Here is a 15974-nt window from a genome sequence, read left to right as displayed (position 1 = left end):
AGAATGGAAAGTTGGCGCACAGCCCGGTGCGCGCATTACACCTAACCAAAGGATGACCTTGCTCACCGTTACAAATCTAGAACTTCGTGCTGGCGCCCGCCTGCTGATGGAAGACGTCACCTTCCGTATCGATAAAGGTGACAAGGTGGGCCTGGTGGGGCGTAACGGTGCGGGTAAAACAACTATGACAAAGGTTCTGGCTGGTCTCACCCTGCCGGCTGACGGTTCGGTGACCCGCGGTGGCACTATCGGCTATCTGCCCCAGGACCCTAAAGTCGATGATATGACCCAGCTGGCCAGGGACCGCATTTTCTCTGCCCGCGGCCTTGACGGTGTAGCGCGGAAGATGCGTGAGACACAGGAAATGATGGCTAGTGAAGACCCGGCCGTTCATGCCAAGGGGATGCGCCGCTATGACCGCCTAGAAGCTGAATTCATCAGCGGTGGCGGCTATGCAGCTGAGTCAGAAGCTGCGACCATTACCGCCAATCTTGACCTTCCTGAGCGCGTGCTCAACCAGCCTCTCTCAACTCTATCTGGCGGCCAGCGTCGCCGTGTTGAGCTAGCCCGCATTCTCTTTGCCAATGCAGATACCATGTTGCTGGATGAACCGACCAACCATTTAGATGCTGATTCAGTGGTCTGGTTGCGAGACTTCCTCAAAAACTACTCGGGTGGCATTCTGGTCATTAGCCACGACGTTGAACTGATGGAACTGGTAGTGAACAAGGTCTTCTACCTGGATGCTAACCGCTGCGTCATTGATATTTACAACATGGGGTGGAAGACCTATCTACTACAGCGCGAGCAGGACGAAGCCCGGCGCAAGCGTGAGCGCGCCAACGCCCAGAAAAAGGCCTCAGCACTCATGGAGCAGGCTAATAAGATGCGCGCTAAGGCGACCAAGGCTGTTGCTGCCCAGCAGATGATTAAACGAGCAGAGAAGATGATGCGCGGCCTTGAGGATGAGCGTCAGGTGGATAAGGTTGCTGCTATCCGTTTCCCTGACCCCGCACCCTGCGGCAAAACCCCGCTGTCGGCTGAAGGGCTGTCTAAGTCCTACGGTTCACTAGAAATCTTTACCGATGTCGATCTGGCTATTGATCGCGGTTCGCGTGTGGTGGTGCTGGGTTTCAACGGCGCCGGTAAGACCACGTTATTGCGCATGCTCGCCAAAACCACCAAGCCCGATACCGGTGAGGTTGTTTACGGCCACGGAGCCAAGGTCGGCTACTTCGCTCAGGAACACGAGATTCTGGATGGCAACCGCACCGTCTATGAAAATATGAAGACTGCTGCTCCAGATCTTGATGACACCAAGGTTCGCACTGTTCTGGGTTCCTTCTTGTTCTCCGGAGATGACGTTGATAAGCCAGCTGGCGTGCTCTCCGGTGGAGAAAAGACCCGCTTGTCACTAGCAACCCTGGTGGCCTCATCCGCTAACGTTCTCTTGTTGGATGAGCCGACGAACAACCTTGACCCAGCCTCCCGCGAGGAAATTCTTAATGCACTGAAGAACTACCAGGGTGCCATTGTGATGGTGAGCCACGATGAAGGTGCTGTAGAAGCTCTGAACCCTGAACGCGTGCTGCTTTTGCCAGATGCGGTCGAGGACCTGTGGAGTAAAGAATATCAGGACCTCATCTCCCTGGCCTAAGCCGATACGTTACCTGCCCCATAGTAGTGAGGGCAGAGGCCCGCATGCCCTGTGTTTGCGGGTCTCTTTAAATCTAATCTTGGTCCGTACCAAAATTCTTGTATGTCCGTTTCTTACAGATGCTCTTTGTTTGCCCCGTCACGTTAGATAATAATTATTATTGCGTTCTGTGGGTTTTGCGGCTCCAAACAAAGGTCACAGTTTGATAACAAGAGAAAAGGGGTGGAACCCCTGAGGCACCCTGCGTAGAGTTGTAACCAGCAGATGAGCCAATGGTTCAGTTGCCAATCAAGAGGGTCGTGACAAACAGGTCGTCACGGTTTAAATAGGTCAACATCGTTGTTGGCCGCTACTTGAAAGGGATGATTCAATGCTGGAATCACACGACGTACGTTACCCCGAAATCGCTGAAGACGGTGTAGAGGTCGACGTTTTTTGGACCGAGGGCTAAAAACCCCTGCCTCTCATCTTCAACGATTTCTATAAAGGTGAACCCCGCATCTGTGCGGGGTTCACCTTCTTTTTAAGCTCTGATTCTTGACCTTGGGGCTAGATGCTCAGGAGGGCTCTCGCACCTTCCAAGGGATACGTGCTAAGAATTCCCAACTCTGCCAGGGTATAGGCTCCAATATATAGCGTCAGGATGCTGGTCAGAAGATTTTCTCGGCCGCTGCCTGCTTCGCCCAGCAGGGGTAGAGCCATATAGCCACTTTTTCGCCAGAGCATGCTAGCAACGGCAGGTTTTACCGTCAGTGGCCAAAAAGGGTTGATGCCCCGCACCGTGAGTGCGTCCCCTAGGATGTGCGCGGTGGCACCTGCCAGGATTGCCCAGGGCATGTAGGCTAGAGCATCCAGGTAGAGTGTAGCTACCGATAGGCTAATGGCACCCAGCCAGCCGCCCGGTGCTTTGAATACTCTCAGTGCCAGACCGCCTGCTAATCCAGTAAGGGCTAGGGCCAGTAATGGAATACCCTGATAGAGAAGCTGATTAGCGCCATAGGCTAGGTACCAGAAAACGGCCAGTCCAAGTAGAGAATGGGTGCCTTTACGGTGTCCACCTGATATGGATGAGACTAGCCGGGCTACCCACTGGCTAACGGGTGGAATGGAGTGGGCGATGGTGCCACTGTGGTGGTCAATATCAGGCAGCATGCCAGCGCCGGCTGCTACTAGAGTAGTGACAATGAGGGTGGGTGTGTCTTGAATGTGAATGAGCCCGCTTTCATTCAGTGCTAGCCAGGTGGCGGCAGCGCTAACGGAGTGGGAGTAACCCATCATGGCGATCTGGCCCTTCTGCGGCGGTTTGAAAGCACAACCTTAACACATTATCGAATATATGTTCTAAAACTGATGGTGAGCGGATTATCTACGTCCAAAAATCCCAAAGAAACCAGCCCTTTGTTCGCCCAGAGAGAGAGTAGTGGGAGTGGTATATAACAGTGCTCTGCCGCCCAGCACACCCAAGGGCGGCCTTTTCTATTAATTTCATATCGAAAGTCAACCGCTGAACCAACATACCCAAGAGTCAGAATCTTCGACCCCTGCTGAAACTTCAACCGAAATGCCCTACCAACTCGAGGACCTCCCACCCATGGGTGTCTCCGTTCTGTTGGCTTTACAGCACATCCTTGCAGCTTTTGCTGGCATTACTAGAGCAGGCTTAGGTTCAAAAGAACTTCGTGTAAAAGAGCCCCCGCACCTTCTGAGGTGCGGGGGCTCTTCTATGCTCTCAGCGCTGGGACTGACTGGCTAGAGTTAAGCGGCCTAGAGGTAGCCGTCGATGATAGCGTCCTCTGCCTCTTCATCGGTCATTTTGTTGCTCTTACGCGCCGGGCGCGGGCGAACGATAGATTTCATATGTGCTGGCATATCGTCCACAAACTCCATGCGCCTGCGCACTATTTCTTCGTCTTCATCACCAATGTACCGACCCTCAGCGTCGTAAAACTGCGCGTAATAGGCTTCAAGCTCGGCAACTACCTGGGCGTCCAGCTCATCGTTTCGCACCTTTTGACGGGCCGACCAGAAATAGGCGATGAAGAACATGACCGCAAAGCAGTACCACTGCACCGAGTACGAAAGATTGGGTCCGTAATCTTCCTCGGGCTTATCTTGGATGACAGGTGTCGGTACCTCCGGGTCTTCAGAGCCCATAATTCCGTAGTTGACGGTGTCCAGGTCAGTGCCAGTGATTTCAGCGATTTCTGGTAGATCGATAGAAGAGACCTGCCCGGTGATTCCGCTGACCCCATTATCGATTTCGCCTTCCACGAGACGCACGATGATGGTTACCTGCCCGGCTGGGGGCGCAGGAACGTCATAGGCGGTAGATGAGGCGTCCCCGAAGGCGGCCTCCATCCAACCGCGGTTCACCAGCACCGTCTTTCCCTGGTCAGTAACAAAGGGAACAAGCACTTCATAGCCGTTTAAACCGTTGTAGGGGCGATTGCGCACTAGTAGCTGGTGCTCGGGCAGGTAGGTGCCGTGAAGTTCAACCGGGTGCCAGCGCAAATCGGGGTGAGGCTGAGCAAAAAGATCGGGGTTCTCGGCGAAATTCAGTGGATCAGCATAGTAGTTGGTGCTGATGCGGGAGTTAGAGAAGTCCAGTTCGTGCTTACGGCTCATCTGCCAGTTAGCGAGGTAGAGGCAAAGGAGCGCAGCAAGAATGGTGAGCGCAAAAAGGCTCATCCATTTACCAGAGAGTAAAAATCCGTATTTTTTCACAAAACCTCACTTGCCAACCTAAGCTACAAACTCCATCAACTGTACCCTTTGCGCGAGGACCGTGCAGGCTGAGGAGGGTCGTCTGGGTTAGATTCTATGAATCAGCTGGCCCTAGAGGCTCGGTGGACTTCCAAAAACCGCGCGCATGCAGGAAGTCCCGCAGATAGCCAGTATGCTCTGGGCACGCCAGCCAGACCTTGCGCCGCTCAGGACTATGTATTTTGGGGTTGTTCCATAGAAGCCGGTAACCCGCCTCAGCGGTGCACCCTTTTCGGGAACACTTGAGGAAATCGCCGCTGTCGGTCACATGTGACTGCTGGGGTTGCCCTCCAGCAAGAGAACCTAGAAGATCCATAACTTTTACCGCTGACTTTCTTCTGTGCCTGTTACTGAGCTTGTTGGTTTGCGTCTGGATCTACAATTTGACCCTCAATGATGATCACATCATTTTCAGGCACAGAGCTCTGGTGGTTCACCGTATGAGCCTCTGGGTCATCTTCACTACCCGCGTTTGTATGACCGGCTTGCCCCTCGGTATATGCTGCTCGATCGGCCTGGGCAGCCTCGATAGCAAGACGCTGATCCTCCGGCAGAAAAGCGGAAAAACCGGAGCCCTGCTGCCGGGTGTCCCCATTGGCCACTACTACGGCCAGCCAAGGGATAATCGCAGCACCAGCAAGGAAGACCCACTGCCATATGCCTTCACCCACCCACACGGCGGCGATGATACAGATGATACGCAGAAACATTTTGAAGGCATAGCTCTTAGCGCGGGCATCGACACCCTCTGACTGAGGTGCCGAAGCATCGGTAATGGAATAAACCTCATCACGCCCACCGGTATAACTATAACCGGCAGCCGTTAAGTCATCAGCCGTCCAGTACTTCTGAGCCACAACCCCCACCCCTTGCACAGCCCTTTTTATCTAACAACACCAGTCTAGACCCACCTATCACCCCAACCCTAGCCAACCACCAATCTAAACAGAGCAGTGCAAATAACACGCGCCCCCTGACCCAATGACACGCACCCATGTCAGGCGGCGTAAGATAGACCCAGAAAACCCACCCCCACACGTGAAGGTGAACCCATGACAGAAAACCAGACCGTCCTCGTCACCGGCGGCAACCGCGGCATCGGCAAAGCTATTGCCACCGAATTCAAAAACGCCGGCTACAACGTAGCCATCACCTACCGCTCCGGCGACACCCCCAAAGACTTCTTCGCCGTCAAAGCTGACGTCACCGACGCAGCCTCCATCGACGCAGCCTTCAAAGAAGTAGAAACAGAATTCGGTCCCATCGGAATCGTCATCGCCAACGCCGGCATCACCAAAGACACCCTACTCATGCGCATGAGCGAAGACGACTTCACCAGCGTCATCGACACCAACCTCACCGGAGCCTTCCGCGTCGCCCAGCGCGCCACCAAGGGCATGCTCAAGAACAAGCGCGGCCGCATCATCTTCATCTCCTCCGTCTCAGGCCTCTACGGCAACCCCGGCCAGGTCAACTACTCAGCCTCAAAGGCGGGCCTCGTCGGCATGGCGCGCTCCATCACCCGCGAACTGGGCTCACGCAACATCACCGCCAACGTCATTGCACCCGGCTTCATCAAAACCGACATGACCGACGCCCTCACAGATGAGCTCAAGAAGCAGTACACCGACGTCATCCCCGCCCGCCGCTTCGCCGAACCCAAAGAAATCGCAGACGTCGCCCTCTTCCTCGCCAGCGAAGGCGCGGGCTACATTAGCGGCGCCGTGATTCCCGTCGACGGTGGCCTAGGTATGGGCCACTAAAACGACGGGAATCAATTCCAGTCGCTTCTAAGTGCTCGCTCGCTCGCACCTGCTCCTTCCATCCCGTCGACGGCGGCCTAGGTATGGGCCACTAACCACCCAGCACCCAACCCACCAGCAAGGACCAACCATGACACTGACCAACAAAACCATCATCATCACCGGCTCTTCACGCGGAGTCGGCGCCGATACAGCTGCACTGCTTGCCGGTGAAGGCGCTAACGTGGTCGTTAACTACCGATCCAAAGCGCCCCGCGCCAACAAGGTTGTAGCAGGCATTGAAGAAGCCGGCGGTAAGGCCGTTGCAGTAGGCGCTGATGTCACCCAGGCAGAGGACGCCCAAACCCTCGTTGATGCCGCTATCGAAAACTTCGGCAGCCTCGACTACCTGATTCTCAACGCTTCCGGAGGCATGGAGTCCGGCATGCCCGAAGACTATGCCATGACCCTCAACCGCGACTCCCAATTGCGCCTAGCCCGCCTAGCCGCAAACAAGATGAACCCCGGCGGGCGCATCGTCTTCGTCACCAGCCACCAGGCACACTTCATCCGCGAAGTACCCACCATGGCCGAATACACCCCCGTCGCAGAGTCCAAGCGTGCCGGCGAAGACGCCCTACTAGCAGAGGTCCCTGCGCTCGCAGAGAAAGACATCTCCCTGGTGGTAGTGTCCGCTGACATGATTGAAGGCACTGTCACCGCTGCTCTGCTCAACCGCCTGCACCCCGGTGCTATTGAGGCACGCCGCGAAGAAGCCGGCAAGCTCTACACCGTTGCCGAGTTCGCAGCCGAGGTAGCCAAGATGGTTACCGCTGATGTAGAAACCGGCCACGTCGAACTCGTAGGCGGCGCTGGCGGCTTCACCAAGTAGCCCCACCCAACCATCGAGCTGAATACAAAAGGACGCCGCACCTTACGGGGCGGCGTCCTCTGGTTAATGTACCAATAAGGAATCTAACTAGATCCCCGCAAAGTGGCGGACAGCATCCAAACGCATCAGGTTAATCTGAGCATCAGCAACCTCAGCGAGAGCCGGCTTCGCATTAAAAGCAATACCCAGTTCCGCTTCGTTCAGCATCAAAATGTCATTCGCACCATCACCCACAGCGATAACCTGCTGCTTCTTCACATCGAACTCCTTAGCCCACTCCTTCAAAGAATCACGCTTAATCTCAGCAGTCACGACCTCCCCGGTAACCCTGCCCGTCAGACGCCCCTCTGCGACCTCCAGAAGGTTAGCACGAGCCTTAGACAGATTCAGCTTGCCAGCGATGGGCGAGAGCACCTGCACAAAACCACCCGAAACCACACACACCTCGTGCCCAGCCTTCAAAAAGACCTCAACAAGCTTTCGCGCACCAGCTGAAAACAACACCGAAGAAGCAACACCGGTCAACGCAGACTCATCCAAGCCCTCAAGGGTAGCAACGCGCTCGCGGAGGGAGGTTTCAAAATCCAGTTCACCAGCCATCGCACGTGCTGTCACATCAGCCACCTGCTCACCAGAGCCAGCCAGCAGGGCAAGCTCATCAATGACCTCAGCCTGTATGAGGGTTGAATCGACATCCATGATGAGCAACTTTTTCTCATCCTCAGCCAGATGATCGGGAACGATGTTGACATCAAATCCCAAAGTATCTGCAGGGTTCAGTAGCCCCACCGAGCCGCGGGCGTCCTCCAACGTGCCCTGAGAGTACTCAGCAGCGGCGGAATACACGCGGTAAGAGGGACCATGAACCTCACCCTCCACGAAGGATTCTGGAACCTCCATCAGCAGACCAGCTGAAATCTCCAAACCGGGAACAGCGCTAAGAGTCTCAAAAATCTGCTCCTCACTAGCCAGCACGGGAGCATCAGCACGGGAAATTGCAACGATATTAAAAGAAGTAGACATACCCCCATATTACTGTACAGCACCCCACCACCCAGCACACTGACCAATTCCACCACGCTAAAAAACCATCAGCTACACTAACTACCCACCCCAGAACAAAAAAGACTAAAATAGCCAACATGGCATCAGTACTAAAACTCAACCGGGTCACCGTCAGCAGAGGGAACAAAAATATTCTCGACACCGTTAACTGGACCGTCCAAGACGGTCAACGTTGGGTGGTACTAGGCCCCAACGGTGCAGGAAAAACTACCCTGCTCTCCATCGCAGCCGCCCGCCTGCACCCGACCGCTGGCGAGGTCGATATCTTGGATGAAATTCTCGGAGCCGTCGACGTCTTCGAACTACGCCCCCGTATCGGCATCTCATCGGCCCCCGTCGCCGCTCAAATTCCTATCAAAGAAACCGTGCTCAACGTGGTTATCACCGCAGCCTACGGTGTTGCGGGGCGCTGGAACGAACAATACGATTCCTTCGACGATCACCAGGCTAGGGCTCTCCTTGACGATTGGGGTATTGGCCACCTGGCTGATCGTACTTTCGGCTCCCTCTCAGAAGGCGAAAAGAAACGAGCCCTGATCGCCCGAGCCCTCATGACCGACCCCGAAATGCTCATCCTCGATGAACCTGGTGCGGGTATGGATATCGCAGGACGCGAAGACCTAGTTGGCCGCCTGACCAACCTTGCCGTGGATCCAGCGGCTCCCGCCACGATCCTAGTCACCCACCACCTCGAAGAAATCCCCGCTGGCTTTACTCACGCTCTTCTTCTACGCGACGGCAAAGTAGTGGCAGAAGGCCCTATCGAAGAGACCATCACTACTGAAAATGTCTCCGCCACCTATGGGCTAGACCTCGACCTCACCACCCACAGTAACGGAAGATTCAGCGCCTTCGCCCGCTAATTTCACCCCACTACTCCAGTAGCCCCGGTACCAATCACCGGGGCCTACTCATACCCAGTGCCGAAAGCCTTCATGAAACCCAAACAGCTCAGCGCCCAAGACCTGGCAGACCGTAGCGCCCGCGTCCAAGCCCTTCCCAATACTCAGCCCCTCACCAGTGCGCCGCAGCACCACAGCCGATATTTTAACGACCTTACGGACGTTAAACTCCGTGCCCAGCAGGAACCCCAGTGGGGCATCTACATCGCAGAATCCTCAAAAGTCATCCGCCGTTCGCTGGCAGCAGGTCACCAACCAATCGCCTTTATCATGAGCGAAAAATGGGCGGACGACCTGCACGACGTTCTCGCTCACTACCCCGATACCCCGGCTTATATCGGCACTGACCAAGAACTTGAAAACACCACTGGATACGCCCTGCACCGCGGAGCGCTGGCCGCGATGGCACGCCCAGAACCTGCAGACCTTCAAGAGCTCGTCAAGGATGCCCGCCGCATCGCCATTCTTGAAGATATCGTTGACCACACCAATGTCGGTGCCATTATCAGGTCAGCAGCTGCTCTTAACGTAGACCTCATTCTGGTTACGCCCAGGTGCGCTGACCCTCTATACCGCCGTTCCATCCGTGTGTCCATGGGAACGGTCTTTCAGGTCCCCTGGGCGCGCCTTGAGAACTGGCCAGCTGATCTGGATATCCTTCACCGCGCCGGCTTTACCACGGCTGCCCTAGCCTTAGAAGCTGACTCTTTAACGCTCTCGGAACTTTCGGCTAGAAAAGACGAGAAACTGGCCCTGATTCTAGGCACTGAAGGGCATGGGCTTTCACCAACAACACTTGCAGCTACCCAATACACTGTCATGATTCCCATGAGCCACGGCGTCGACTCCCTGAACGTTGCTGCAGCTAGTGCTGTAGCTTTCTGGGAAACCCGCCCAACTGCGTCCTGAGGCTGACCCAGTTAGAAAGTGACCAAGCACCGTCTCACGACCGCTTACAGGCTCTCACAGCCGTGGTAGAGTTGACCCTCGGTTGTTAAACCGCAACCACCGGTAGGCACCAGCCCCGGTAGCTACAAAAAATGCACTGGCAAAATCCAGGGCAGGAAAAGGTAAGAAATGCAGAAGGATATCCACCCGGATTACAACTACGTTCTGTTCCGCGACCTCGCATCAGGCGAAAGCTTCCTCACCAAGTCAACCATGACTTCACAGAAGACCGAGAAGTGGGAAGACGGCAACGAATACCCCCTCGTTGAAGTTGAAATCTCATCAGCTTCACACCCCTTCTACACCGGTAAGCAGCGCATCATGGACGCCGCCGGCCGCGTTGAGCGCTTCAATGCTCGCTTCGCTAACTTCGGCAAGAAGGCATAAGTTTTCTTCAGCAGTTCAGGCTGAACATCACACCCCGCAACGCGATTTCTTATCGCTGGCGGGGTGTTTTTGTATCTAAAAACAGTAGAATTAGGTTCAATTCACAGCGCATCAGCTCTGCTACAGGTGCGCGTATTTCGCTTGCATATCCCAGGAGGTGCCGTGTCTGTTGGTGCGGTCGAGGTAAAACCAAAGAAAAAACGCAATAAAATTCTGCTCGTTCTGCTTATTTTACTTCTTGCGCTACTGCTAGCAGTAGGCGTTTACATTTTTACAGTGGTTAGGGCCATCAATGGTACCGAGAAGTTTGAGGGTGAAGCTCTCTCACCTTCAATTGCAACCAACGGAGAAACCATTCCGGGTACTTCTTTAGAGGGTGTTGATCTTGAAGAATTCCGATCAGCCCTATCAATTAGCGACGATGCTGCCCTGCGTGATCTCGTCAAGAGCGGAGCTAACGCGGAAATTACTAATGCTGACGGCTCAGATTTGGCAGATACCAATGCCAGCGAAGGAGATGCCAACGGTAACGGTATTCCAGACGCACTTGAAGGTGGCGTAGCAACCAGCCAACCCGTAGAGACCGGCTCTACTGATATTCTGCTCCTCGGATCTGATCAGCGTTCCGGTGCTGAAGCTGCACAGGTCTCAGGTGCACGCGCAGATACCATCATGGTTTTGCACATTCCTGAGGATGGCTCTGCTGCCTACCTCATCTCCATCATGCGAGACACCTGGGTCAACATCCCCGGCTACGGTTCAGCAAAGGTTAATGCTGGCCTCAACTACGGTGGGGTTTCCCTGCAGGTAGCTACTCTTGAGCAGCTACTAGGAATCAAGATGGACCACGTAGCTGAGATTGATTTCCAAGGATTTAAAGCCTTGGTAGATACTCTCGGTGGTGTGACCGTCGATGTTCCGCTAGCTTTTACCGCATCAACACCAGGTTACAGTTTTACCCAGGGCCCCAATAAGATGACCGGTGGAGAGGCTCTGGTCTTTGTTCGCGAACGCTATAACTTCTCGGACGGTGACTACCAGCGAGTGCGTAACCAGCGTGCCTTCCTGCGCGGAGTCTATAACCAGATGCGCTCCGAGGGTGCGCTGTCCTCGGCTTCCAAGCTTTTACCGGTCATTGAATCCATTTCTCCCTACATGACAGTGGATTCAGGTTTATCTGCCGGTCAGATTGTGGACATTGCTCAACCTGTTCTCAGCAACGGCAATACCCAGTTAGTTTCTATGACCCTGCCTAATTCTGGCTCTGGTTGGTCTGCTGATGGTCAGTCAATCGTGGTACTCGATGGTCAAGCTACCGGCGCTTTATCGAACGCACTGCGCACCAACACTATGGGTAGCTACATCTCAAGCTACGGTGCTGACTAAGCCCGCGAGCCTCTAGCGATTCAACAGTAAAGCTGCTAAAAAGCTGTGGCGGTCCTCCCTCAAGGGAGGACCGCCACAGCTTTATTGGTTGGGATGAGAGTGATGTTTAGGCCAATCTAATGGTCCATCTAGTGTTCAAGGGGGTCTTCAGACACTGCCTCTTCATCATAGGAGTTCTCCCTACCGAAGAAGAGAGCAAGGAAAGCAACTGAGGCGCCCAAAACTACTCCGAGGATCCCGAGCATTGGTTTGTAGAAAATGAGGACCAGACCAATTACCAACACAATGCCGCCTATAACGCCTAAGAGCACAGCAATGCGCTGTAAACCTAGCGGGGCACCTGGAGTAGTGGAATCCTGGTCCGGGGAATCCTGAACATTACCGGTTTCAGAGGCAGGCCGTGAGCCAATGAAGCCTCTCTTCTTCTTAGTTGTGCTGGCTCTGTGAAGTTCACCGTCGGTTGCCACGTAGGCATCTGGAACATCATAGTTATCCGCCAAAGGCAGGAGCTCTGGGACGTTGTTGGGCAGGTGCTCAAACCACTCGTCACTGATTTCACTGGGGCGCACAGCCTGAACAGTCAGCGAAAGTTCAAAGGCATTACCGCGAATCGTACCCCACGCGCTGGTTAGCCTATCGTGATCATAGGCATAACGAATGACAGGGGCGAGTTGCTCAGAGATTTGGGTTGAAAGGCGTCCTACCATTTTGCGGTCATGGAAAACTTCAACGCACTCTGTTAGCCGACCATCGCTGTGTTTGATGGGATTGTTCTCTAGGGATAGGATCACACGGCCCTCACCTGAGCCAGGCAGAATGCCGTGCAGGTATTCTGAGTGGTTTTTCTCGTCCAGTACTTTGATGGAGGAGCCCTGGGGCAAAAGAGCTGCCTGAGTTGGTGCTTGATTAAGGGGGAAGAGGGAACCTGGTGCGCTTAGAGATAGGGTGCCGGTACTTTCAATAAAGCTATCTCCATTCAGCCTGCGTAGCACAGCGGTCAGTTGCAGGTGAGCTACAGCTTCATAACCCGATGCCACCACGCGGGTGATGGGGGCCCAGTAGCTGTCAGCGTCTTTTTCAGAGAAGCGGCCGACTTTGAGGTCATCTACATATACAGCGATGGTGTGGGGCTGATAGGGGTTATCCGGTTCGGGCAACAGACGGGCTTCACCGTTCCAAACACGTTCACGATCAATTTGGAGTTCTTCAAATACCTGAAGAATTTCGGCATCATAGAAATCATCAGTAATGATGTGCACGGTGCCGCGATCGCCTAGTACGTAGTCGGTCAAAGTCCGCTCCTTAGCTGCAAGTTTTTACTGTATCTAGCTTCTCACGGTTTGCCGGTTTTGGCGGGTAAGTGCCCCACCAAAACCGGCGTCAATAGCAGTTTCTCACGGTTTTCTGAGGGTGCTAGTAACCAAAGTCTCGCACTCATTTTAGCGCGAGGTGGCCTGGGCTTTCAGAATACGAACGGCGTCATCATGAAGTTCAAGGATGACGCGTATCAGGGCTGTTGGCGCTGCTGGGTTCTTTGCCAGCCATTCTTCGGTGGCTGCAATCAGCGGGTTCTCGTTGACCATCCCTTCGGCGATATCTGCGTTAGGGTAGAGCCCCTGAATAACTCGCGTAGCCATGCCAATTGAACGCTGTTCCCACGTGGGCAGCAACAGCTCGAAGTAACGGTCTCGGTGAATCATACGGAGGTTTTCTGGGCCCTGCTGGTAGCCGCTGGCGGTTGCTGAGAGAAGTTCATTGGACAGCCCCTCGTCACCTGTAACAGCTTCAAAAGCTGCCTCTTTTGCTTCGGCTCTCGGAGCGGCCGCCACAGCATAAGCAAAACCTCGTTCCGAGGTAGCAGATGAATTGTGGTCACGCGCCTGATGGAGAGTCTCAGGAGTTAGTGCATCCTGCGTTGCCAAGGCTCCCAGAGCATTCCAGCCAAGGGTTTGGTTGCAGCTGACACCCGGTGCTGCGCTTATATCACCGGGCACGCTTTGGCAGGCGCCTCGTGCTACATCAGTGATAAGCTCCAACCCCAGTGGGGAGTGGGCAGAGATAGCAAGTAATGCACGCAGAGTAATGAGCTGGGTGTCACTGCCGGGTGTCGCTGCTTCAAGGGCGTTTTCCAACGCAGAATAGAGAGAATCCCAGAGCTCCGCACGCTGGGCTGCCGGTGTGTAAAGCGAGATGGCCCCCTGTGCTTGATTCAATAAATTAGAGAGCAGGGTTGCTGAGCTCTCCTGGGAGGCGGCATGCGCCACCGCATTCACAAAGAGACGAGCGGGTAGCTTGGCATCGCGCACCTGATTCCACAGGCTAACCCATATTAAGCCGCGTGAAAGGGCATCATCGATGGTTGAAACGTGAGTCAGTGCTAGAGCGCGGCCTTCTTCATCAGCCAGACTGATTTTGGCGTAGGTCAGATCCTCAGCATTGAGCAGAAGCAGATCAGCGGTTTCGACCAGAGACTTCTCTTCATTGGTTAGATCAAGGATGACATTATTGGTATTTGCTGGAATCTCAACGCTGATGAGCCCGGTCTGCTGTAGCTTATCTTCCTCGAGGCTATAAGTCGCAAGCTTAAGCTGGTGAGGTCGTCCGAGTTCTGGCGGGACGCCGGGGGGCAGTGTTTGGGTCAGACGCAGCTCGGAGAGCTTACCGGCATCGTCGAAAACGCGGCGGGTTGAAAGCTCCGAAAGCCCGCTGGTCTGAAGCCAGGCGCTGGCCCAGGAGAGTACGTCCCTGTCTGAGACCTCATTCAGTACACCCAGAAAATCCTCTAGCGTGGTGTTACCCCACGCGAAGCGTTTGAAGTAAATCCGAGCGGCTTCAATAAAGCGGTCAAAGCCCACGTAAGCAACCAACTGTTTGAGAGCCGAGGCACCCTTAGCATAGGTAATTCCGTCAAAGTTTTGGCGGGCCGCTTCAAGGTGGGGTATCTCAGCCACGATGGGGTGCGTGGTGGGTAGTTGGTCCTGCCGGTAGGCCCAAGCTTTACGTGAATTGGCGAAGGTGACCCAGGCGTCCTCGAACCCGTTGGCTTCACGGGCACCCAGGTGGCCCATGAAATCGGCAAAGGATTCTTTGAGCCACAAATCGTTCCACCATTTCATGGTAATTAAATCACCAAACCACATGTGGCTCATTTCGTGGCAAATAACGTTGGCACGGGACTCATACTGAGATGCTGTGGCACCAGAAACGTAGATATAAGCCTCGGTAAAGGTCACCAGTCCGGGGTTCTCCATGGCCCCCAAATTGTATTCGGGAACAAAAGCCTGTTCGTACTTGGGGTAGGGGTAGGGGTAGTCAAAGAGGTCTTGAAAGTAGTCGAGGCCCTGCTTGGTAACGGTGAAGATGTTCCCATAATCAAAGTGTTCTTTGAGAGATTGGCGGCAGTAAGCAACCAGTGGGATTGTCCCTGAATTGACCTTGGCTTGAGGGGTGTATGTATCAAACGCAGTGAAGTACTCACCCGCCAGGATGGTGGTGATGTAGGTAGAAATCTTGGCAGTTGGTTTAAACACCCGCTTAGTGATGCTGGAATCTGAGGGGTCCTCAATTTCACGGTCCAGTTCAGCGTTGGAACTCACCACCCACTTTTTGGGGGCGGTGACACGGAAGTTGAAGATAGCTTTGAGGTCAGGCTGCTCAAAAACAGGAAAGACACGTCTACAATCAGCTGGTTCGTACTGGGTGTAGAGGTAGATTTTGCCGTCTGCGGGGTCAACGTACCGATGTAGACCTTCGCCCGAACGGCTGAAGTAGGAGCGCCCTTTGATGGTCAGCTGGTTTTCTGCCTGTAGGTTGGGCAGGGTAATTCGTGACCCTTCGACGACATCCTCTGTATTCAGCATTACGCCATTGAGTTTAACTGAATCCAGGGACTGGTGAATGTAGTCAATGAAGGTTGATTCACCGGCCACTGCGGTGAATTTGACGGTGGTTGCAGTGGGGTAGGTGGCAAAGTCGCTCGTTGCATTGGTGAGATCAACGTGCACATCGTAGGTATCAACGCTAATAATGCTGGCGCGCTGGCTGGCTTCTTCTTGGGTCAGATTCTCGTTATTCACATCACTTATCGTAGTTGCAGACAGCTGAAAACTCCTGCACCACTCAACAGAGTTGCGTAAAGGAGCAGGGAAGTAGCCGGAAGGTAAAGGAATGAAAGCTGGGTGTGACGCATCTTAAGGTAAATGCGGTGGTTTTGATTTGCGGGCGGCGGTCAG

General features: G+C 54.3%; 13 protein-coding genes. 7 read left to right on the top strand and 6 right to left on the bottom strand.

The window, feature by feature from the left end; genetic code table 11:
- The first annotated feature begins 58 nt into the window (after positions 1–58).
- Entirely contained in the window at positions 59–1657 is a 1599-nt protein-coding gene (abc-f, locus tag ABD982_RS05465) for a ribosomal protection-like ABC-F family protein (RefSeq protein ID WP_345445384.1), read from the top strand.
- A 549-nt stretch (positions 1658–2206) separates the two neighbouring features.
- Here abc-f and ABD982_RS05460 read toward each other — a convergent pair.
- From ABD982_RS05460 to ABD982_RS05445, 3 genes are all read right to left on the bottom strand, one after another.
- The gene (locus ABD982_RS05460) at positions 2207–2935 is read right to left on the bottom strand and encodes a metal-dependent hydrolase (protein ID WP_345445382.1); all 729 of its coding nucleotides are present in this window, start codon (positions 2933–2935) and stop codon (positions 2207–2209) included.
- A 486-nt stretch (positions 2936–3421) separates the two neighbouring features.
- Positions 3422–4381 (bottom strand): SURF1 family cytochrome oxidase biogenesis protein, encoded by a 960-nt coding sequence (locus tag ABD982_RS05455; RefSeq protein ID WP_486374956.1) that lies wholly within the window; start codon positions 4379–4381, stop codon positions 3422–3424.
- Positions 4382–4767: 386 nt separating this feature from the next.
- Positions 4768–5277: a DUF3099 domain-containing protein gene (locus tag ABD982_RS05445; protein ID WP_345445376.1), complete on the bottom strand. Its 510-nt coding sequence runs from the start codon at positions 5275–5277 to the stop codon at positions 4768–4770.
- Positions 5278–5472: 195 nt separating this feature from the next.
- Here ABD982_RS05445 and fabG point away from each other — a divergent pair, with 195 nt between their 5' ends.
- Both fabG and ABD982_RS05435 read left to right on the top strand, forming a co-directional pair.
- Entirely contained in the window at positions 5473–6183 is a 711-nt protein-coding gene (gene fabG / locus ABD982_RS05440; RefSeq protein ID WP_345445374.1) for a 3-oxoacyl-[acyl-carrier-protein] reductase, read from the top strand.
- Positions 6184–6313: 130 nt separating this feature from the next.
- On the top strand, positions 6314–7054 hold the full coding sequence (locus ABD982_RS05435; protein ID WP_251379996.1) for an SDR family oxidoreductase: 741 nt from the start codon (positions 6314–6316) through the stop codon (positions 7052–7054).
- Between the two features lie 87 nt (positions 7055–7141).
- Here the strand turns inward: ABD982_RS05435 and serB are convergent, their stop codons facing one another.
- On the bottom strand, positions 7142–8077 hold the full coding sequence (gene serB, locus ABD982_RS05430) for a phosphoserine phosphatase SerB (protein ID WP_345445371.1): 936 nt from the start codon (positions 8075–8077) through the stop codon (positions 7142–7144).
- A gap of 119 nt (positions 8078–8196) precedes the next feature.
- Between serB and ABD982_RS05425 the strand changes: the two genes are divergently transcribed.
- The 4 genes from ABD982_RS05425 (at position 8197) to ABD982_RS05410 (ending at position 11742) form a co-directional block, all read left to right on the top strand.
- Positions 8197–8982 carry an ABC transporter ATP-binding protein gene (locus ABD982_RS05425; protein ID WP_345445369.1) on the top strand — a complete coding sequence of 262 codons (786 nt, stop codon included), beginning with the start codon at positions 8197–8199 and terminating at the stop codon, positions 8980–8982.
- Positions 8983–9054: 72 nt separating this feature from the next.
- Positions 9055–9930: a TrmH family RNA methyltransferase gene (locus ABD982_RS05420; RefSeq protein ID WP_345445367.1), complete on the top strand. Its 876-nt coding sequence runs from the start codon at positions 9055–9057 to the stop codon at positions 9928–9930.
- 168 nt (positions 9931–10098) lie between these two features.
- The gene (locus ABD982_RS05415; protein WP_237202714.1) at positions 10099–10356 is read left to right on the top strand and encodes a type B 50S ribosomal protein L31; all 258 of its coding nucleotides are present in this window, start codon (positions 10099–10101) and stop codon (positions 10354–10356) included.
- Positions 10357–10518: 162 nt separating this feature from the next.
- Entirely contained in the window at positions 10519–11742 is a 1224-nt protein-coding gene (locus ABD982_RS05410; RefSeq protein ID WP_345445364.1) for an LCP family protein, read from the top strand.
- A 128-nt stretch (positions 11743–11870) separates the two neighbouring features.
- On the opposite strand, the gene ABD982_RS05405 is transcribed toward ABD982_RS05410, so the two are convergent.
- Both ABD982_RS05405 and pepN read right to left on the bottom strand, forming a co-directional pair.
- Positions 11871–13034, bottom strand: a complete 1164-nt coding sequence (locus tag ABD982_RS05405) for a hypothetical protein (RefSeq protein ID WP_345445362.1) — start codon at positions 13032–13034, stop codon at positions 11871–11873.
- Positions 13035–13181: 147 nt separating this feature from the next.
- Positions 13182–15818: an aminopeptidase N gene (gene pepN, locus ABD982_RS05400; protein ID WP_345445360.1), complete on the bottom strand. Its 2637-nt coding sequence runs from the start codon at positions 15816–15818 to the stop codon at positions 13182–13184.
- Between the last annotated feature and the right edge of the window lie 156 nt (positions 15819–15974).

The sequence above is a fragment of the Rothia endophytica genome (genome assembly GCF_039543885.1).
Lineage (GTDB): Bacteria > Actinomycetota > Actinomycetes > Actinomycetales > Micrococcaceae > Rothia > Rothia endophytica.
The sequence above is the reverse complement of the archived record's forward strand: the minus strand, read 5'-3'. Positions and strand labels throughout refer to the sequence as shown.

Bases quoted from the DNA above. Each gene is read 5' to 3' on its own strand.
- ABD982_RS05420 (WP_345445367.1), top strand. From the start codon at position 9,055: ATGAAACCCAAACAGCTCAGCGCCCAAGACCTGGCAGACCGTAGCGCC.
- fabG (WP_345445374.1), top strand. From the start codon at position 5,473: ATGACAGAAAACCAGACCGTCCTCGTCACCGGCGGCAACCGCGGCATC.
- ABD982_RS05425 (WP_345445369.1), top strand. From the start codon at position 8,197: ATGGCATCAGTACTAAAACTCAACCGGGTCACCGTCAGCAGAGGGAAC.
- serB (WP_345445371.1), bottom strand. From the start codon at position 8,077: ATGTCTACTTCTTTTAATATCGTTGCAATTTCCCGTGCTGATGCTCCC.
- ABD982_RS05435 (WP_251379996.1), top strand. From the start codon at position 6,314: ATGACACTGACCAACAAAACCATCATCATCACCGGCTCTTCACGCGGA.
- ABD982_RS05415 (WP_237202714.1), top strand. From the start codon at position 10,099: ATGCAGAAGGATATCCACCCGGATTACAACTACGTTCTGTTCCGCGAC.
- ABD982_RS05460 (WP_345445382.1), bottom strand. From the start codon at position 2,935: ATGATGGGTTACTCCCACTCCGTTAGCGCTGCCGCCACCTGGCTAGCA.